This is a genomic window from Sphingobacterium paucimobilis HER1398 (genome assembly GCF_000416985.1).
In the GTDB taxonomy this organism is placed as follows: Bacteria; Bacteroidota; Bacteroidia; order Sphingobacteriales; family Sphingobacteriaceae; genus Sphingobacterium; species Sphingobacterium paucimobilis.
The window spans coordinates 23,423-40,686 of the sequence record NZ_ATDL01000006.1 but is presented as its reverse complement, the minus strand read 5'-3'; the positions used below and the strand labels follow the sequence as shown (position 1 = coordinate 40,686).

Below are 17,264 nucleotides of genomic sequence, written 5' to 3'. Positions count from 1 at the left end.
TTATAGGATTGAAATCAATTCAATATCAAATATCAATGTACAATTTCCACCACTTTCTTTGGTTAAGGGTTCAAAACCATAAGCTAGGCTCGGGTGTATATAAAGCCGCCATGTACTGCCTACGGGCATCTGAACTAAAGCCTGTTGCCAGCCACGGATTAGCTCGGGTATATGGAGAGATTCGGGACGTTTTCTTTTGTAGGAACTATCGAATACGTCTCCATTTAGTAACTGACCTTTATAATGGCAGAGTACTTTGGCCTTAGAACTAGGTTTGACACCCTCACCTTGCTTTAAGACTTCGTATTGCAATGTATCGCTAAGACTGATGATCTCTTCTTTCGCTTTATTTTCCTTTAAAAAGAGCTCCCCTTCTGCGAGATTTTTAGCAGCCGCATCCTTGATGCGCTTGAGATATGCGTTAGGTTTGGCCATATATTATTCGTCTTCCAGTTCCTCATATTTTTCAAAATCCATAGCGGCACCACGCTCATCCCCTAATTTTTCCTTGAGTTCGCCCCGGTATTGATAGAGATCCGAATAGTGTGGATTCAAACGGATAGCTTCGTCATAGTCGGCAATGGCTTCCTGCCAGGCTCCAGTATGCTCGAGAGCGTCGGCACGCATCACATAGCAGTAGAAATCGGTGGGATTTCGCGCTATAACCTCTGTATAGTCGGCAATAGCTGACTGCCAGTCCCCGATGCGCTCGTAGTATCCGGCACGTTCTTCCAATACCTCTGTGCTGTCTGGTGTGAGTTCTAAGGCGCTTTCGAAGTCCTTCAATGCGGCTTCATTTTCATGTATAGATACATAAAGTTTAGCGCGGTACAGGTACGCATTGTGCAACTGATTATCGCTGTTCAATGCCAATTGGAGCTGTTCTAAAGCGCTATCATAACGCAACATACGTAGGTATATTGCAGCCATAGAAACGCGTATTTGGGCATTATTATCTCGTGCTAAAGCGCTTTGATAGTCGGCAATAGCAAGCTCGTAATCAAAGTGTTGTACCCATAGCATTGCGCGATTGATATAAGGCTGTGCATGGGGGTTGCTTTGTTGTAGCTCCCGATTCAGTTCTTCGAGTTCGGGGGCGAGCAGCATGCTGCCTTTATTCTCTTGCCATTCTAGGAATATGTGGTAGTTGAAGTCCAATTTTTTGGCAACCTGATAGTCATAAAAGGCGCCTTCTTCATCTCCTAGTGCTTGATTCAATAGGCTTCTACAGGCATGGAAGAAGGGATATTGGGGGTACTGCTCGATGGCAGAGCTGTAAATTTCTAACGCTTGCGCATTGTCTCCGGCACGGATTAGAGCACAAGCCTCAGTGGCAACCGATAGGAGATAATTATCTTCTTCTATTGGTTTTTGAATAGTGCTGTATGGAAATAGCTGTGAGCTGGGAAGATAAAGATAGGGATTTTTCTCTTTCAAAATATGGAATTCGGGGATTTAAAAATAGCGCTTTACAATGCGTAGCTTGTGGGTGTATTTATTCTGCTGGTCGTTGAATATGCCTTCGGTGTCCATTTTATCAATACGTACCCGACCTGCAGCATGTATAATCGTCTCATTGTCAATCATGACGCCTACATGGGTAATGCGTCCAGCTTCGTTGTCAAAAAAAGCCAGATCTCCAGCCTTGATTTCGGGAAGAAAATTAACGGTGTCGCCAGATTCAGCCTGTTGCCACGCATCTCTTCTTAGTGCTATCCCAAAATGACGGTATACGACCTGACTGAAGCCTGAGCAGTCTATGCCATAGGGCGAACGACCTCCCCATAGGTAAGGGCTATTGTTGTAGTGTTGGATTAATTTTGGAAATTCGACATCAAAATCATCTAGAGTACCTTCACGTACTGCACCTTCTATGGTATAAAGTTCGCTTCCGATTTGGAGGCTGTTGCTGGGCACCGGTGTGCCGTGAAGAAGCTGTACCGTATGTGTTGTTGAATGAGCCTTGCCGCCTGCTAGGCCAATAATGTGTTTGGTAGGTGGCAGTGTAGCGAGCTGCCCTGACTGATGCCTTTGAATCCAGCCCTCATAAGAGGTGTCCAAAAGACGGATACGGTCGAAGTCTACACCTTCTTCTAGAATTTCGAAAGCCTCCCCAAATAAAACCTGGGTGACCATTTCGCTACGGTGCGATGCCTCGGCCCGAAGAGGAAGTATATTAAGATTGCAAGCTGATAAAACCATTTCGCTTTTTATTTTTAAAACAATAATTATATATTCTTGTTCTTAAACTAACGAAGATACTTCTAAAAAACTAAATTATTATGGGATATTCCAAATTTCAGAGGATACTATTGGCATTAGATGATAGTCCCTGTTCAGATAAAGTAATGGAGTATGCGCACAGCATACTGGAAGGACAAGAAGCCACCTTGGCGCTGGTAACAGTAATCCCTCCTACCTCTCCGGCCTCTTACGGTGCAGACCCTTTGTTGGGACAGCAACCGATTATCGTGGCAGAGGTGGCGGAGATACAGCAGCAGGCGGCACAGGAATACTTGGATAGATTGGCGGCCGACTTTACTTCGGTCAAAGAGATATTTACATTCACCCGCGTGGGTAATATCCGCGAGGAGATATTGACTGTAGCTCACGAGTGGGCAGCAGACTTGTTGATACTAGGGACCAATGGAAAAACTGGATTCGAACATTTTATTTCGGGCAGCGTTTCGGAATCGGTTATCCGCAAGGCACAATGCCCTGTTTTGGTAATCCCTAGTAAGTGTGATTAAGCTTGTATTGATTACACTTTGAGGAGGCGGGCTGCAAACATACTGTCCGCCTTACTCTCGTATCCCTTGATAACCTCCATCTTCTCTACGCGCATACCGAAGTTATTTACGATATAGTCGATTACCGCTTCGTTCTCAGCTTGATATACCGAGCAGGTGATGTAAATAAGGGGCTTTCCGGTCTTGAGAAAAGGGATCGTCTGAGTTACAATCTGCTTTTGTAAATCTGTAAAATACTGTAGTCTGTTAACATCAAATGATTGCATCATTTCGGGGGTACGGCCCCAGGTACCTGAGCCGGAACAAGGAGCATCGACAATGATACCATCAAAACGCTCGTCCTGTAAGGCCGCTTTTACATTTTCTGCGTCAGTTAGATCTACGACTTTCTTGCGGTAGGTCTGTGTGATATTCGCCTGTATAAAGCGTTCGTCTAGATTGCGTAGGATGGAAAGCCGGATGTCCGATACCAGTAACTTGGTGGTCGGGTATTTGTCCAGGAATAATAAAGACTTGCCTCCCGAAGCAGCACAGGCATCCCACCAGCTTTCATTAGCGCCGGATTCCATAAAATTTAGGGTGTACTGCGATGAGCGGTCCTGTACTTCATATAATCCATTCAATCCTCTTATATGCTGTAGTTTACTGCCGTTAGGAAGTGCTATGATCTGTTCCGAAACGGAGTTTATAACTGCGCCTTCCCGCTGTAGGATTTGCTGTACTTTTTCCTCCTGTCCTCTTTTTACCCGAATGAATAAGTCGGGCTGTATAAAATGACTTTGCAGGAATAGCGTTCTATCTATGGCCGTGGAAAGTCCATCATCCAAAGGAAAAAGCTGATCTATATCAAAGTCCGTCAGTTGGCTCGCTATTTCTACTTTTTCGGATAGGGATTGCTGTATGGATGGAGCCAACTCCGGATGCTGTAGACTGACCAGGTCCGAATGCTGCTCGCATAAGTATTCGGCAACTACAAGTCGCATTATAGGATTTTCCTGTGGATAGGCATTGCCCAGGCGGAAATAGTTATAACAAAAACGAGAGGTCATCTTTCTATCAGATGACCCCATTTGTTTGTTTTCTTTGAAAAAGCGAGTCAGGTATCTCGCTAAGGGTTCTTTTTTATCATATCCCGTAAGGGCACGTTCAAAATTCCTCAGCTGTTGTGAGACTCGTCTTTCATTAATTTCCATTATCGTTTTTTTTATTGCAGCTGAAATGAACCTCCGCGGTAGGTGCGATAGGCTACGGATTCATTTGCATATCCCCAAGCTTCGTTGTATCTGAATTTATAAGAACTGAACAAGCCATTGTAGGATTCTTTTGTTAATTTTTCTTTTAGTCTGTCTGCTCCGTACTTGTTAATCAGTCCGCCGAAGTAAAGTGCGGAGTCATAACCTTTGTACGATTGGTCAGATGGCTGTACACCATAAGTATCAGCATAAGTATCTTTAAATGCTTTTACAGCAGCAGACCATGTTTTTAGATTACTCTCTGTGGTGATGGTCGGATTTAAGTCCGCAAATCCAGCATACATACTAAAATCGTAGCGCTCCCATAGCGGATGGCCAAAGAGGCTGAAGTTGTACGTGTTTTCGCCGTATTTCTTTATCAGATTAGTCAACAGATTTTTCAACTGATTCTTATCCGTTGTACCTGTGACAATGATATTGGTGCCTGTCAATGAGAGATTCTCATTAAGCTGGCTTAGCGAGGATACAGAAACAATACGTACATTGTTTTTAGCCTGCTTGATAGCCGTCGACATACCATTTAGAAATTGCTTACCGTCCGAATCTGTGGTGTTAAAGATAATAATGACATCACCGGCGCTATATTCGCGAGCTGCCCGAGCGGCAATCGCATTGCTGTGAGCTTTAATCGGCGGAGTTAACGATACGAGATTTGGTAAGTTAAACTCGGTAGGCATTGAAGCAGCCAAAGGGTTAACCTGCAGTGTTTCTTTGTCTTTGAGGTTGCTACCGAAAGCTTTTATCTCTTGCGGATATACCGGACCGATTACAATGGATGCTTCTTCAACAGTCGACGAGAGTGCTAGGTTACCACTATAGGCGGCATTGTCGCGGGAATCCAGTACATTCAGATTGAAGTCTGCCCCTTTTTTTGCCAACTCTTCCAATCCTAGCTGAAAGCCTTGATAATAATCCAATGCTAAAGCAGCGCGTTTGATGTCTTTCTCAGCGAGTGCATTTTCGGAAATCTGGTCGAGCTGAAAAGGAAGTACCAAAGAGATGTTACGTCCCATAAAGCGTTTAGTGGCATTTTCTTTGGCTGACTCGCCGGTCTCGCTACTACCGTCTGGTGTTTTGTTTGTATCTCCTGGTTTGGAGCTGTTGTTGCCCACGTTGCCCTTATAATCCGGGGCACGTAAAACACCAACTTTAGGTGTACACGAAGATACACCTAAAGCTAATGCAAGAGCTATTAATAAACTTGAATTTCTCAATTTTTTACTCCCACTCAATGGTTGCTGGTGGTTTTGAACTGATGTCGTAAACAACTCTGTTGATTCCTTTAACATGATTGATTATTTCATTCGATATCTTAGCTAGTAATTCATAAGGCAAATGAATCCAATCTGCAGTCATTCCATCGAGTGAACCTACAGCGCGTAATGCGACAACGTGCTCATATGTGCGTTCGTCTCCCATTACACCAACGGATTGAACAGGTAAGAAAATTGTTCCAGCCTGCCATACCTTATCATACCAACCTGATTCTTTTAAGTTACGTATATAGATGTCATCTGCTTCCTGCAAAATCCGTACCTTTTCTTCATTTATATCACCTAAAATTCGAATTCCTAATCCAGGACCTGGGAAAGGGTGTCTATTCAGGATGTTAGGATCTACGTCTAGCGTTTTTCCTACACGACGTACTTCGTCTTTGAATAATGTCTTTAAAGGTTCTACAACTTTTAATTTCATATAGTCAGGCAATCCACCTACGTTGTGGTGTGACTTAATCGTTGCCGATGGTCCTTTTACAGAGATAGACTCGATGATGTCCGGGTATATCGTTCCTTGACCTAACCATTTTGCTTCACTTCCTTCAGGAAGTTCTTTTTGTATGTCTTTGGACGCTTGGTCGAATACATCGATAAATGCTCCTCCGATGATTTTACGTTTTTGCTCCGGCTCAGTTACGCCAGCTAGTTTGGTGTAAAACAGTTCTTTGGCATTAACACCTTTGATGTTAAGTCCCATGTTTTTGTATGAATCCAATACTTGCTCGAACTCTCCTTTACGTAACAAACCGTGGTCTACAAAGAAACAGTGTAAACGGTCTCCGATAGCACGCTGTAATAATACAGCCGCTACAGTAGAGTCTACTCCACCAGATAAAGCCATAATAACGTGGTCATTGCCCAAATCGGCTTTTAGCTCTGCTACTGTGCTCTCTACGAAAGATTCTGAAGTCCAATCCTGCGCACATCCACAGATGTCGATAACGAAGTTTTTGACTAACATCTGTCCGTCTGTACTATGCGTTACCTCCGGGTGGAACTGTATGCCGTAGGTATTGGTGCCAGCTACCTGATAAGCAGCTACACGTACCTTATCTGTACTTGCTATAATATTAAAGCCTGCTGGAACCTCTTTGATTGTGTCCCCATGGGACATCCATACCTGCGACTGTGCAGGGATTCCTTTTAATAAGGCATTGTCATTGTCTACAAATTGTAGATTCGCTCTGCCGTACTCGCGTATCTCGGAAGGTAAGACTTCGCCACCAGCTTGTTGTGCCAGGTACTGTGCGCCATAGCAAACACCTAATAGCGGGAATTTCTCTTGGATACTTTTGTAGTCGATCTGTGGTGCGTCTTCTTGGCGGACCGAATAAGGACTGCCTGAAAAGATAACCCCTTTCACGGTATCATCTAAGTCAGGAACTTTATTAAAAGGATGGATCTCACAATATACACTCAATTCGCGAACCCGACGTGCGATTAATTGGGTGTATTGAGAACCAAAATCAAGGATTATTATTTTTTCAGACATAGCGCAAAGGTACGATTAACGGATGAAAACATACAAAAAAAATATTACACTTTCTACTCATGATAGATAAGGCTCTCTTTGTTGGCTCAATAAATATAAAACCCCATGGGGAATCCTCCATAGGGTTTTATAATATCCGCTAGAAATGAGACCTTTATCCGTAAATCTCGTTCAACTCATACGCTAGACGGATGCCTGCTTTAAGTAAGCATTCTTCCATGATGTACTTGTAGTCGTAGATATATTTGTAGCTCAGGTTGGCGTTGTACTCGACATCCTTATATATTCTGTTGGCCAGTTCGTGCGATTCATAAAGTGCCTGCTCAAAAGAACATCGATATTGATGGTAATGCTTGCTATCGAAGATATCGAGTACCCGCGCATATTCGGTATAGCTGTATTTTTCGTTTTCTACCAAATCAGAATCCCAAACACGGTGGATATTGGTCTTGCGACCGAAGAAAGAAACTTCTATTTTATTGCCACCAAAGTCTTCGGCTCTACTGACGTGCATCGGTTGGTGGGCATCACCAAAGAGATGTACAAGGTAGTAGAGGTTTTGCTGCTGCTGCAAGGCAGTAAGATTTTTATTGCCCTTGGTCTCGTTTTTGACACGAAGGTAAGCTTTGTAAAGGTTGTCTTCTGGCGATGCTTTCAATGTAGCGGTAAAGTCCTCGAAACTCAGGTTTCCTTGTGTATTTACAAAGTGCCATGATCCCGTTTTATGGAGAGCAGGATCTGGGTCAGACTTGATGAAATCGGCCCAGTTGGACCAGTAAGCAATGGGCTGCTTGCCAATAATCTTTGCAATGTTTTTCTTTGCCTTCTTGCTGAGGTGCTGCTCGGCAATTTCGGAAATGACACGGTGTCCTGTCATGCCCCAGGCAAATAGTTGCTGCTGTTGTCCAACGGAGAATAACACCAATAGTAAAGTGACTAAACGTATTGTTCTTGTTTTCATTCTATCTATAGTTATTTAAAAATATCAAATGCATATTTGGCCGTGGACCAGAATTCGTCCAAGGCAATGATTCGTGGTTTTAAAAAAGAAATAAGCTTGGGCCAGTCTTCTTTTTTAAAGATACTCACCTTATCAAGTGTGCAGGCTATACGGGCGGTTTGCTTTCCATAGTCATCGTGGTGCTCAGGGTACCATTCCCACTCCTCTCCTAATGTGTCGTGCAGGATAGGGCGCAGCTCTTCAAACTGGGCATATAGCAATGCTTGGATACCTTGGTCGGGATGTGTCATTTCTATCATGATAATCGCGGACTTATTGGATGCATTCATTCGAAAATACAGCTGTTTGATTCCGGTCTTGTAGTTGACCCAGTTGATTTTCTCGCTATCAGAAGAGGTTATTCCTGCCATATACTGACCAAAGGTGGTCCAGAATTCCTCTTTCAGTTTTTTTACTTCTTCTCTAGAATACAAATCTTTTATTTTTACAAAACTAAAAAATAGATTAAACTTTTATAGTTTATGTCTGTTATTAAATTGATATGGATAAAAAGAAGTCACTTTTGTTATTGGTCGGTGCAGCTGCCGGTGCAGTAGTTTACAATATATGGAAACCTGTGAAAAGCAAGCTTCCAGTTATACAGGATTTTGAACTGGATCGCTATCTTGGTGTGTGGTATGAAATAGCGCGCATGGATTTCTATTGGGAGAAGAACCTAAAGGATGTGAAGGCGGAATACAGTACGAATGAAGATGGAAGTATACGTGTAGTGAATAGCGGTATTCATATGCGCACGCAAAAGCTAAAGCAATCCGTGGGTAAAGCAAAGCTGTCGGGAGAACCGAACCAAGGAAATTTGCGTGTTTCTTTTTTTGGACCTTTCTACTCAGGTTATCATATCATGCATATCGATGGTAACTACGAGTACGCTTTGGTGTTTGGCGATAACTTGGATTATATGTGGATACTATCCCGTACAAAGACAATACCTACAGAAGTAAGGGACAAATACCTGGGCTACGCGGAGCTGTCAGGCTACGCAGTGAAGGATCTGGTATGGACATTCCACGAACCGAATCTTTCAGAGGGCTTAGAGTAAGCGCTGCGCAACCATAAAATCAATGGAGGAATCGTCTGCAATGGTTCTGGAAATAACCTGTAGATGCTCTTCGGTGATACGGTTGCCTATCCCCTTGTTGTAAAGGGTTGCCAAATAATAGGAAGCCTCGGATTTGTCGGACTGTGGCAGTCTGTTATTATTGATGTAATAATTGAGTAACGTAGTAGCAAAGCTTCCAAAGTCCTCGAGCGAAAAGCGTTTGAATTCGTTGAAAAAACCAAACATATAAGTCTCAAACTCCTGCTCTAACTGTTTTTTTATAAGTATATCCATTCTTGAAGACGACACTAGGCCTTGATAAAAGGCATCGTTCAAAAGTAAGGAAACTTTTGATATAGTTGCAAAGGAATAAACGAGGTGTTCCGATTATGGAACACCTCGTCAAATTTTACTTTCTGACACTGATAGCAACGCGTCTATCTTTGGCCCGTTCCTTATCTGGAGCATCCCAAGCTACTTGCGCAAACTCTGAGCCGTAGCCTTCAGCTCCGACAACCTGTGTACTCAAGCCTTCTTTATCCAAGTAGTTTTTTACCGCATCAGCCCGTTCTTGTGATATCTTTTTATTGACAGTCTCATCACCAGTTCTATCGGTGTACCCTCCTATTTTGATCTTAGCGTCCGGAAATAAACGAAGGATGCGTGCTATATTGACTAACTGAAACTGACTGTCTGCTGTAACAGTAGCAGTCCCAGTTTCAAAATTGAGGTTATCAAAGTCAAACCATTTTTCTTTCAGCTGTTCATCACTCCATATTTTGTAATCGGACTGCAGGAATTGTACGAGTTGCTCTTCTATGCCGGAAGAAAATGCCTTAAGGCTATCTCCATCTGGAAGTTTGACATCCACTAGATGGCTACCTGTACTGCTATCAGGCTTTGTATGCTCGTTGCTATCCAGGGAAGTATTAGCCGTTTCGGAAGTCGCTTTTTTGTCACTGTCACAGCCTCTGCCAAATAAAAACCATAGGAGTGCAATAAGGACTAAGATAAGAATCCACCACATGCCAGTTCCTTTTTTAGCTTTATTGGCTTCACCTTGGGTATGTACCAAGGCAGGAGCCGGGCTTGGTGAATTGGCGTCACTATTGTTGGGGCCACCGATTTCTTTTGCAACATCGGCCTTGGCAAAGAGGCTGCCAAACATTCCAAGCCCAAGTCCAGCAGGAATGGCAGAAGCAAACGAAGATCGATTGGTCTGGAGTAACTGACCGACTTCGGCGACATCCCAATGTCCTCCTTTTTGGGTTATTCCCGAGATGACCGCTGGTACGGAAGCACCAAACAGGCTGCGCACAGATTCGGGACTTATATCAAGGTACTTGCTGATAGATTGTGTAATACCAGTGAATTTGTCTCCGAATATTTCGCTCGTAATATTATCACTCTCAAAGTGTGCACTCTCCCCTTGGTCGTCTTTGGAAAAGTATTTCCCAAGGGCGTCGTGCAGATCAAAACCAGCGAATAAATGCTTGGCAGACTGGAAGATGCTAGTGAGCCCGTCCTTCGATTGGTTCTGAAGCCCTAATAAAAGTGAAGGAACTGCGATATTGACGCCTTTCGCTACTTTTTCCTTATCTTCTCCTAAGTGGCCTGAGAGCTTGTCTATAACCTCTTCTGTGAAGTAAGATCGAATATTTTGCAAGATATTGTTTTCCATAACATTACAATTTTATTGGTTGTCCTATAACTTAACAAAGGTGTAACGTTTTTGTTTGAGTGGTTTTATTTGTGTAGTTTAACAATAACTTTATATTCCAATGTTATCTTTGACCAAACTATTTAAATTGACTATGCTATTGAAAAGATTTTCTTTACTGTTTCTATCTGTTATTTTTAGCGTCCATGTGTTTGGACAGCAACCTAAGTACATCTTTTATCTCATCGGTGACGGTATGGGATTGAATCAGGTTAATCTGGCCGAAATCTACCAAGCTGAATTGAAAGGCATCAATGGAACTGAGCCTTTGGCATTTACACAGTTTCCTTATGTGGGTTTTGCATCTACAAACTCGCTATCACATGGTGTGACTGACTCTGGTGCCGGTGGTACAGCACTAGCGGTGGGAAAAAAGACGAAGAATGGTGTCATAGGTATGGATAGTACCGGGACTATCGCCTATAAGAGTATTGCCTATGCTGCCAAAGCCAAAGGATTGAAAGTCGGAGTTACCACTAGTGTGAGTATTGACCATGCTACGCCAGCCTCCTTTTACGCTAACCAAGCACATAGAAATATGTATTACGAGATCGGAAAAGATATTATCAAGTCTAACTTTGATTTCTTTGCGGGCTCGGGATTCTTGAAGCCGAACACTTCATTTGACAAGAAAGAAATGCCCGCATTGGTTCCTCAATTGGAAAAAGCAGGGTATAAAATTATAAAAGGTAAAGCAGCATTTGACCAGGAGAAAAACAAAGGTCAGCGTATAATATTGATGAATGTCGATGGTACGGATGCGAGCTCCCTCAAATTCTCCATAGATCAAGAAGTGGATGATTTTAAATTGGCGGACATTACGCGGGCTGCTATAACCTCATTAAGTACCAATAATGATAAAGGATTCTTCCTTATGGTGGAAGGCGGTAAAATCGATTGGTCTGCCCATGCAAATGACGGTGCTACAACTATACAAGAAGTGTTGGATTTTAATGAATCAGTAAAGCTTGCTTATGAATTCTACCAAAAATATCCGAAAGAGACACTTATCGTCGTTACGGCTGATCATGAGACGGGCGGCCTGGGAATCGGTAACGGAAGCTCTACATTAAACACGAGGATATTAGCACATCAGAAAGTATCCCAAGGTGCACTATCGGCTAAAATTGGAGAATTGAGAAAAAGTAATCCAAACGCAAGCTGGGATGAAGTAAAAAAACTATTGGGCGATAACCTGGGATTATGGTCAGTACTGAAGGTTTCTGAAAAAGCAGAGGCTCCTATCTTTGAGGCTTATAAAAAGAGCTTTATAGACCATCATAATGAAACAGAAAAAAGTTTATACGCGAGTGACGACAAGATTGCAACACTCAGCATTGAGTTGCTGAATAAGTTGGGAAGTATAGCTTGGTCTTCTAAAAATCACTCTGCAGCGTATGTGCCTGTATATGCTATTGGTCAAGGAGCCGAAACATTCCATCAAAAACTAGACAATACAGATATCCCTAAAAAGATAGCAGAAGTGGCTGGACTCGATTTTTAATTAGTACATTTAGTTTAAACAAAAGCCGGAATTTTTCATGAAAAATTCCGGCTTTTTCTTTTGTTGCTAAATAAAGGCTAGCATATTCTTTTAAATGGCTTCTTCTTGTTCTTCCACATCGCTTGGAATACCTGATCTGGAGCTATCCAGAACTAGGATCTGACTGACTTTGATTTCGGCAACATTTCTTTTGATGCCATGCACATCAGTGTATTCATGATATTGTAACGCCCCGGATATCATGAATAAGTTTCCTTTGTGACCGAATCGTTCGACAATTTTCGTGAGATCTCCCCATACCACACAGCTGTGCCATTGTGTAAGTTCTCTCCATTGTCCGTTGTTCATTTTCAGTCTTTCATTCGTGGCAATTCTGAAATTAGAGACTCTAGCTCCTTGACTTGTAGTTTTGATTTCCGCATCGGCACCTAAGCGTCCAATAAGCTGGACTTGATTCATTAAAGCATTCATTTCCGTAAAATTTAAATTATCAAAAAATATAAGTAATTTCGCCTTTGGCAATGTCCGTATTGATTGCCAAAGGTTTAACCAAAATTATAACCAACTCAACGAATAGTCGGATGTTAATCGTTTATATCCGTTTATATCCGTTTATAATCGGATACAAACGGATAAATGAAAGTTAAATTATGAAAGAGAAAGAGTGTTTGGAGTGCTTAGCCCCTATTAAAGGACGTTCTGATAAACGTTTCTGTAATGATGCTTGTCGTAGTAGCTATAATAACCGTCGGAATACAGATGAGAGCAATATTGTTCGAAAAATCAATAGACAGCTTTATAAAAACAGAAAAATACTAGCAGGGTTGCTCAGAGATGAAAAGATGGTACAGGTAAATGAAGACCGGTTGTTGACTTTGGGGTTCGACAAGGAATACCATACCCATAATTTACTAACATCCAAGGGACAGACTTACTATTTCGTTTATGAGTATGGTTTTCTACCATTGGAAAAACAACGGTATCTTATTGTGAAAAATAAGAACCTTCTTAACGAAACGGAATAAGCCTATCCCCTATCTTATCTATGGTATCAGAGGCATTATGCGTAGACAACAGGGATAAGTAATACGATTCTAGTACCTCGGCCTCCTTCGGCAGGACCACTTGTTATTTTAGCTTTATTGCCCAATAGCATGATACGCTCCTGGCTGATTGCTCCGGAAAGGGATCGGTGTGTATTCACTCTCTGCTCCTGTTGCTTGCCTGTATCTGTTATAGTCACCTCAAGAATGTCTTTATGTAACTTCATATCAACAATGATTCGCCCTGTATGATCGTTGAAATCCACGCCGTGTAAAACGGCATTCTCCACATAGGGTTGAATAAGCATCGGAGGGATCATTATCGCGCCAAGATCTTGTTCATCCGGAATATTAAGCTCGTAAGCAAAGGCATCTTCAAAACGCATCTGCTGTAAGCTCATATAGTTTTCTAAGGCCTCTATCTCTTCGTCCAGTGGAACTTCCTTTTCACGGCTCAACTCCAAACTGCTACGTAACAATCTACTGAAACGATTAAGATACTTTATCGCAATCTCCTTACGGTCTAATCGAACAAAACTCTGAACAGCAGCAAGTGTGTTGAAGATGAAATGAGGTTCCATTTGCGTACGTAGTAACTGTTGTTGTAGTAGTATTCTTTCTTTTTCCTGTCTAACCTTTCGTTGTTGAAAGAAATAATACAGGAAGAAAATACCACCGATCAACAATACTACGGTCAATATGGTAATGGTCAATAAGAGCTTGTTCTTCTGCAATTGTAGCTTATTGATCGCAATATCATCATTCAATTCCTTAATGGATCTTTCTTTCGCTTGTATCTGGTACAAGGCATTCATTTCGGCAATTGCTTGATTGTTTTTGGACTGATAGAAGTCACGTTGAAGTTTATATACGCCGTTCATTAATGTGAAGGCGAGCTCATTATTACCTTGAAGTTGGTATAGTGATGCCAGATCACGTTGGTACAAGATAAGGTTGTTCGTGTCAATCAGGTCTTCATACTCTTTCATAATCTGTCCTGCCTTTTTAAAGGCCTCCCATGCTTGGGCAGGTTGTTTGAGTGATACCGCAGTGGCGGCCATATTCACATAACTGATAAACATGGTATTGACCGATACGCTATTGGTTGCCGAAAATTCAAAGCGCTGCTCGTCAACTTGATTTTTCTTAGCCTGATAGTAATAGAGTGAGTCAAACTGTTTTGTTCTATCAAAATATTTGGCTTTGCATTCGTAATAGAAACTGATGTCATAAGACATGGGGTTTTCATGGTGCAGTTTATCGAGCTTATCCAAGTAGATCTTCATGGTATCGGCAGGCGTATTATCTAATGCCATGAGCTGTATAGACTGCACCAATACACGCTGCTTATAAAGATGTCCAGCAGGCAGACTGTCTGTAATCGGCATGGCCGCTTCGTGCATTTTGCGTGCTAGATCGTACTGGAATAGATTTCTATTACTCTGTGCTGCCGAAAGTAACATAATTCCTTTTGCATCTAGGGACAAAGGGACGGTCGTGTCGCTTAAAACAATACTTGCTGCTTTGTTATAATAGTAGCCAGCCTGGTGTTCTTTGGCCTTTTCCGACCAAATATTGCCCATCCCATTATAGATAAGCGCTTTTTGTCTTAGATTTCCTTTGGTAGGCTCTATAAGCTCTAATGCCTGTTCGACATAGTATTGCGCGGAATCACTTTTCTTCATTGCATACAGACGTGCCAAATTGTATTTGATGTCTGTGGATTGAACAGTGTCTTTTCCTTCAATAGCCCGATTGTCCAGCGCATGCCAGACCACGATCAACGAATCAATATTGTCTCGATTGGGCGGTATGTCATTCAGTGCTTTAATCTCTTCACTTAAGCCTGACGATTCCTCAACTATATTTTTGTTCTGACAGGACTGTACAAATAAAAAAACAACTAAAAGATAGCGTAATGGATAACTCATTTTTGCGCTGATAGTAGGTTAATTATATAATTTCTTCTTCTCGAAGATACAGGAATTTCTTCTTGGTTTTTGAGAACGAGAAACTCGGACCGATTGATACCTGATACATAGTTTTTATTAACTAGATAGGACTGGTGACTACGTAAAAAATAAGGTGCAGGGAGAAGATCCTCGTAATATTTCAACGGTTTGGACACGAGCTCCTTTTTTCCATTGCTAAGAAAGAAAAAGGTATACGGTCCATCTCCTTTACAATATAGGATATCAGCTACAGCTACGACCCGTACATTATTCAGAGAACTCAATGTTATATGCTCTGGGAGTAAGTTGGTGGCGGATAAAGACTCCTGGGCCAAGTTAAGCTGTTGTGTCCATTGGGGATTTTTGTCTCTTCTGCTACGGTAGCGATTCAATGTCTCTGTCAACTCATCTTGGTCTATCGGTTTTAAGAGGTAGTCCAAAGCACCATATTTAATCGCCTTGATCGCAAATTGATTATAAGCCGTGATAAATACAATATTCTCAGGAACCGGATCTAGCTTTTTCAAAACATCAAAAGCAGTCCCATCAACCAACTGTATATCCATCAACAGCAAATCCGGTTTCTTCTCGGTAATGATATCGGCAGCAGAGGATACGCTATCGGCCCATCCAACCAATTCTATATCTTTCTCGTCACGTAGCAGGTAGATTATTTCTTCCCGTACGGCGGGTTCGTCTTCGATAATAACTGTTTTTATCATGTACTGATGTTTTTCGGGTACGAATTTACAATAATTAATAACGTTTCTACCTACTAATAATCATGCCGAACTTTTAGGAACAGTAGATTTTAACTCAAATAAACTATACTGCAAGTGATTAGATACGCACATAACCAAAACTTCTTTCTCTAACTGCCACAAATCATGTAATATAAGGGAAAGGGACGTTCATAATCTTGTACGCGTCTAAAACCTTCAAAAAATATATGATCTCCAAGTTCTTTATTGCTAACCTGATGTTCCATTTGGTATAACAGGTCTAGTGCTGTGAAGTGCATACCATTTGCAGCATGTAACCTTGCGGAAATCTCAACCTGAAAAAGACCATCTTCTTCATTGTCCTCGTCAAACACATCTTCTTCGGCTTCGAGCAGCTCTTCATTAGACCTCAGGTCGTCTAAATCTGAAATCCAGGCTTCATAAGTAATCTCTATTTCTGAGGCATGAATAGCGATGTCATCTCCGTTCCAATGAGCCTTCGATTTAAGGATATCTTTTTGATAACGTGCTATCTCCCCATCAAAGTCGATTTGCGAGTCATAAGGTTTGCGATTGAAAGTCCATACTATCTCCGAAAGCACATTATCCGGATCATTGTTCTTCTTTTTTGTCCCCTCCTCTTTTTTTACTTCTGTCTTTCCAGCCTTAAATAATTCTTTAAAAAATCTAAACATATCAGGTCACTGTGATTAACGTATTGACAAGAACCAGGGGGCTGAACAGGCCTCCCGAGATTATTATCATTTTCTTCTTCTTGGAAATCGTATTTTTGTATAATTCGATTTGTATTTCAAAATAATACAATAAAGCTAGCAATACTGCTATATGTTTACAATACGCTTTATCCTCTTTACAATCCGTTCTTTATTTATTAAGTACATGGATGGAGCAGTGTATAGGTAATCTTACAGATTCCTTTGTGATTAACTACGCGTTTGGTAAAACCACGTTGTGGACTAAATATCAAGTCTAACTTGTCTTCTACTTCGAGTATAGGCCTTACTTTGAGTAAATTGGCAAAACCTACGTGGAATTTAATCTTCTGGTCGTGATAGTGTACGATCAACTTGGCATAATCCGAGTTGTTCCAGATTTCTAAGCTCTGCATCTGTTTGAAATCATATTGGGTACTGCTATTCCCTGATTTTACCTTCATATGATCTTCATAAAAAGTCATCGTAAACAGCATTGCAAGGAACTTGGAAAAGATGAAAGCAACTATGAAAAATGACGTAATGCCACCTACCCCTAAAGCTAAAACAACCTGCCCTCTACTCAGGTTATTTAAATCATAATGCACTACGATGGTCATGAAAACAACAGCAGGTACAATAATTGAAGCCACAATTAATACAATTGCCCAACGGTAATTAAGATTATTCAAGGCTCTAAATTGCAGCTTTTCTAAGACGGGTGATACACTCATTTGTCATCATTTTTTTTATAAGGGTGTGTGTTCGTGTGTTTCAA

Annotated in this window: 19 protein-coding genes; 4 read left to right on the top strand and 15 right to left on the bottom strand. The window is 41.6% G+C overall.

What is annotated here, in order from left to right; all coding sequences use genetic code 11:
* Genes M472_RS28555 through M472_RS28545 form a run of 3 tightly spaced genes read right to left on the bottom strand, consistent with a single transcriptional unit; the run spans position 1 to position 2,202 of the window.
* A complete protein-coding gene (locus tag M472_RS28555; protein WP_021069268.1) occupies positions 1–435 on the bottom strand; it encodes an FKBP-type peptidyl-prolyl cis-trans isomerase in 435 nt (144 codons plus the stop codon).
* Positions 436–438: 3 nt separating this feature from the next.
* On the bottom strand, positions 439–1,437 hold the full coding sequence (locus tag M472_RS28550; RefSeq protein WP_021069267.1) for a tetratricopeptide repeat protein: 999 nt from the start codon (positions 1,435–1,437) through the stop codon (positions 439–441).
* A gap of 18 nt (positions 1,438–1,455) precedes the next feature.
* Positions 1,456–2,202: a C40 family peptidase gene (locus M472_RS28545; RefSeq protein WP_021069266.1), complete on the bottom strand. Its 747-nt coding sequence runs from the start codon at positions 2,200–2,202 to the stop codon at positions 1,456–1,458.
* Between the two features lie 80 nt (positions 2,203–2,282).
* Between M472_RS28545 and M472_RS28540 the strand changes: the two genes are divergently transcribed.
* Positions 2,283–2,750 carry a universal stress protein gene (locus M472_RS28540; protein ID WP_021069265.1) on the top strand — a complete coding sequence of 156 codons (468 nt, stop codon included), beginning with the start codon at positions 2,283–2,285 and terminating at the stop codon, positions 2,748–2,750.
* 11 nt (positions 2,751–2,761) lie between these two features.
* Here M472_RS28540 and M472_RS28535 read toward each other — a convergent pair whose 3' ends face one another.
* The 5 genes from M472_RS28535 to M472_RS28515 form a co-directional block, all read right to left on the bottom strand.
* Positions 2,762–3,943: an RsmB/NOP family class I SAM-dependent RNA methyltransferase gene (locus tag M472_RS28535; RefSeq protein WP_021069264.1), complete on the bottom strand. Its 1,182-nt coding sequence runs from the start codon at positions 3,941–3,943 to the stop codon at positions 2,762–2,764.
* 11 nt (positions 3,944–3,954) lie between these two features.
* Positions 3,955–5,217, bottom strand: a complete 1,263-nt coding sequence (locus tag M472_RS28530; protein WP_031301433.1) for an ABC transporter substrate-binding protein — start codon at positions 5,215–5,217, stop codon at positions 3,955–3,957.
* A 4-nt stretch (positions 5,218–5,221) separates the two neighbouring features.
* Positions 5,222–6,772 (bottom strand): glutamine-hydrolyzing GMP synthase, encoded by a 1,551-nt coding sequence (guaA, locus tag M472_RS28525; protein WP_021069262.1) that lies wholly within the window; start codon positions 6,770–6,772, stop codon positions 5,222–5,224.
* A 154-nt stretch (positions 6,773–6,926) separates the two neighbouring features.
* Complete coding sequence (locus tag M472_RS28520; protein ID WP_021069261.1) at positions 6,927–7,733, bottom strand: S1/P1 nuclease; 807 nt, start codon at positions 7,731–7,733, stop codon at positions 6,927–6,929.
* An 11-nt stretch (positions 7,734–7,744) separates the two neighbouring features.
* Entirely contained in the window at positions 7,745–8,206 is a 462-nt protein-coding gene (locus M472_RS28515) for a DUF4268 domain-containing protein (protein WP_021069260.1), read from the bottom strand.
* A gap of 68 nt (positions 8,207–8,274) precedes the next feature.
* On the opposite strand from M472_RS28515, the gene M472_RS28510 reads away from it, so the two are divergent.
* Positions 8,275–8,832: a lipocalin family protein gene (locus tag M472_RS28510; protein WP_021069259.1), complete on the top strand. Its 558-nt coding sequence runs from the start codon at positions 8,275–8,277 to the stop codon at positions 8,830–8,832.
* On the opposite strand, the gene M472_RS28505 is transcribed toward M472_RS28510, so the two are convergent.
* Positions 8,824–9,126, bottom strand: a complete 303-nt coding sequence (locus M472_RS28505) for a hypothetical protein (RefSeq protein ID WP_021069258.1) — start codon at positions 9,124–9,126, stop codon at positions 8,824–8,826. The genes M472_RS28510 and M472_RS28505 overlap by 9 nt on opposite strands.
* A 115-nt stretch (positions 9,127–9,241) precedes the next feature.
* Complete coding sequence (locus M472_RS28500; RefSeq protein WP_021069257.1) at positions 9,242–10,513, bottom strand: OmpA family protein; 1,272 nt, start codon at positions 10,511–10,513, stop codon at positions 9,242–9,244.
* A gap of 133 nt (positions 10,514–10,646) precedes the next feature.
* Here M472_RS28500 and M472_RS28495 point away from each other — a divergent pair, with 133 nt between their 5' ends.
* Positions 10,647–12,056 (top strand): alkaline phosphatase, encoded by a 1,410-nt coding sequence (locus M472_RS28495; RefSeq protein WP_144062647.1) that lies wholly within the window; start codon positions 10,647–10,649, stop codon positions 12,054–12,056.
* A 90-nt stretch (positions 12,057–12,146) separates the two neighbouring features.
* Here M472_RS28495 and M472_RS28490 read toward each other — a convergent pair whose 3' ends face one another.
* Positions 12,147–12,527 (bottom strand): single-stranded DNA-binding protein, encoded by a 381-nt coding sequence (locus M472_RS28490; protein WP_031301431.1) that lies wholly within the window; start codon positions 12,525–12,527, stop codon positions 12,147–12,149.
* 179 nt (positions 12,528–12,706) lie between these two features.
* On the opposite strand from M472_RS28490, the gene M472_RS28485 reads away from it, so the two are divergent.
* Positions 12,707–13,081 carry a hypothetical protein gene (locus tag M472_RS28485; RefSeq protein ID WP_021069254.1) on the top strand — a complete coding sequence of 125 codons (375 nt, stop codon included), beginning with the start codon at positions 12,707–12,709 and terminating at the stop codon, positions 13,079–13,081.
* Positions 13,082–13,116: 35 nt separating this feature from the next.
* Here M472_RS28485 and M472_RS28480 read toward each other — a convergent pair whose 3' ends face one another.
* The 4 genes from M472_RS28480 to M472_RS28470 form a co-directional block, all read right to left on the bottom strand.
* Positions 13,117–15,030 carry a sensor histidine kinase gene (locus tag M472_RS28480; RefSeq protein WP_021069253.1) on the bottom strand — a complete coding sequence of 638 codons (1,914 nt, stop codon included), beginning with the start codon at positions 15,028–15,030 and terminating at the stop codon, positions 13,117–13,119.
* Positions 15,027–15,773 (bottom strand): LytR/AlgR family response regulator transcription factor, encoded by a 747-nt coding sequence (locus M472_RS28475; protein ID WP_021069252.1) that lies wholly within the window; start codon positions 15,771–15,773, stop codon positions 15,027–15,029. Before M472_RS28475 ends, M472_RS28480 begins: the two co-directional genes overlap by 4 nt.
* 149 nt (positions 15,774–15,922) lie before the next feature.
* Positions 15,923–16,468, bottom strand: a complete 546-nt coding sequence (locus M472_RS0122450) for a hypothetical protein (RefSeq protein WP_021069251.1) — start codon at positions 16,466–16,468, stop codon at positions 15,923–15,925.
* Positions 16,469–16,665: 197 nt separating this feature from the next.
* Positions 16,666–17,220: a hypothetical protein gene (locus M472_RS28470; protein ID WP_021069250.1), complete on the bottom strand. Its 555-nt coding sequence runs from the start codon at positions 17,218–17,220 to the stop codon at positions 16,666–16,668.
* Positions 17,221–17,264: the final 44 nt, after the last annotated feature.

Coding starts and splice junctions, on each gene's coding strand:
- M472_RS28495 (WP_144062647.1), top strand. CDS start 10,647: ATGCTATTGAAAAGATTTTCTTTACTGTTTCTATCTGTTATTTTTAGC.
- M472_RS28545 (WP_021069266.1), bottom strand. CDS start 2,202: ATGGTTTTATCAGCTTGCAATCTTAATATACTTCCTCTTCGGGCCGAG.
- M472_RS28485 (WP_021069254.1), top strand. CDS start 12,707: ATGAAAGAGAAAGAGTGTTTGGAGTGCTTAGCCCCTATTAAAGGACGT.
- M472_RS0122450 (WP_021069251.1), bottom strand. CDS start 16,468: ATGTTTAGATTTTTTAAAGAATTATTTAAGGCTGGAAAGACAGAAGTA.
- M472_RS28555 (WP_021069268.1), bottom strand. CDS start 435: ATGGCCAAACCTAACGCATATCTCAAGCGCATCAAGGATGCGGCTGCT.
- guaA (WP_021069262.1), bottom strand. CDS start 6,772: ATGTCTGAAAAAATAATAATCCTTGATTTTGGTTCTCAATACACCCAA.
- M472_RS28510 (WP_021069259.1), top strand. CDS start 8,275: ATGGATAAAAAGAAGTCACTTTTGTTATTGGTCGGTGCAGCTGCCGGT.
- M472_RS28540 (WP_021069265.1), top strand. CDS start 2,283: ATGGGATATTCCAAATTTCAGAGGATACTATTGGCATTAGATGATAGT.
- M472_RS28480 (WP_021069253.1), bottom strand. CDS start 15,030: ATGAGTTATCCATTACGCTATCTTTTAGTTGTTTTTTTATTTGTACAG.
- M472_RS28520 (WP_021069261.1), bottom strand. CDS start 7,733: ATGAAAACAAGAACAATACGTTTAGTCACTTTACTATTGGTGTTATTC.
- M472_RS28535 (WP_021069264.1), bottom strand. CDS start 3,943: ATGGAAATTAATGAAAGACGAGTCTCACAACAGCTGAGGAATTTTGAA.
- M472_RS28490 (WP_031301431.1), bottom strand. CDS start 12,527: ATGAATGCTTTAATGAATCAAGTCCAGCTTATTGGACGCTTAGGTGCC.
- M472_RS28505 (WP_021069258.1), bottom strand. CDS start 9,126: ATGGATATACTTATAAAAAAACAGTTAGAGCAGGAGTTTGAGACTTAT.
- M472_RS28500 (WP_021069257.1), bottom strand. CDS start 10,513: ATGGAAAACAATATCTTGCAAAATATTCGATCTTACTTCACAGAAGAG.
- M472_RS28470 (WP_021069250.1), bottom strand. CDS start 17,220: ATGAGTGTATCACCCGTCTTAGAAAAGCTGCAATTTAGAGCCTTGAAT.
- M472_RS28475 (WP_021069252.1), bottom strand. CDS start 15,773: ATGATAAAAACAGTTATTATCGAAGACGAACCCGCCGTACGGGAAGAA.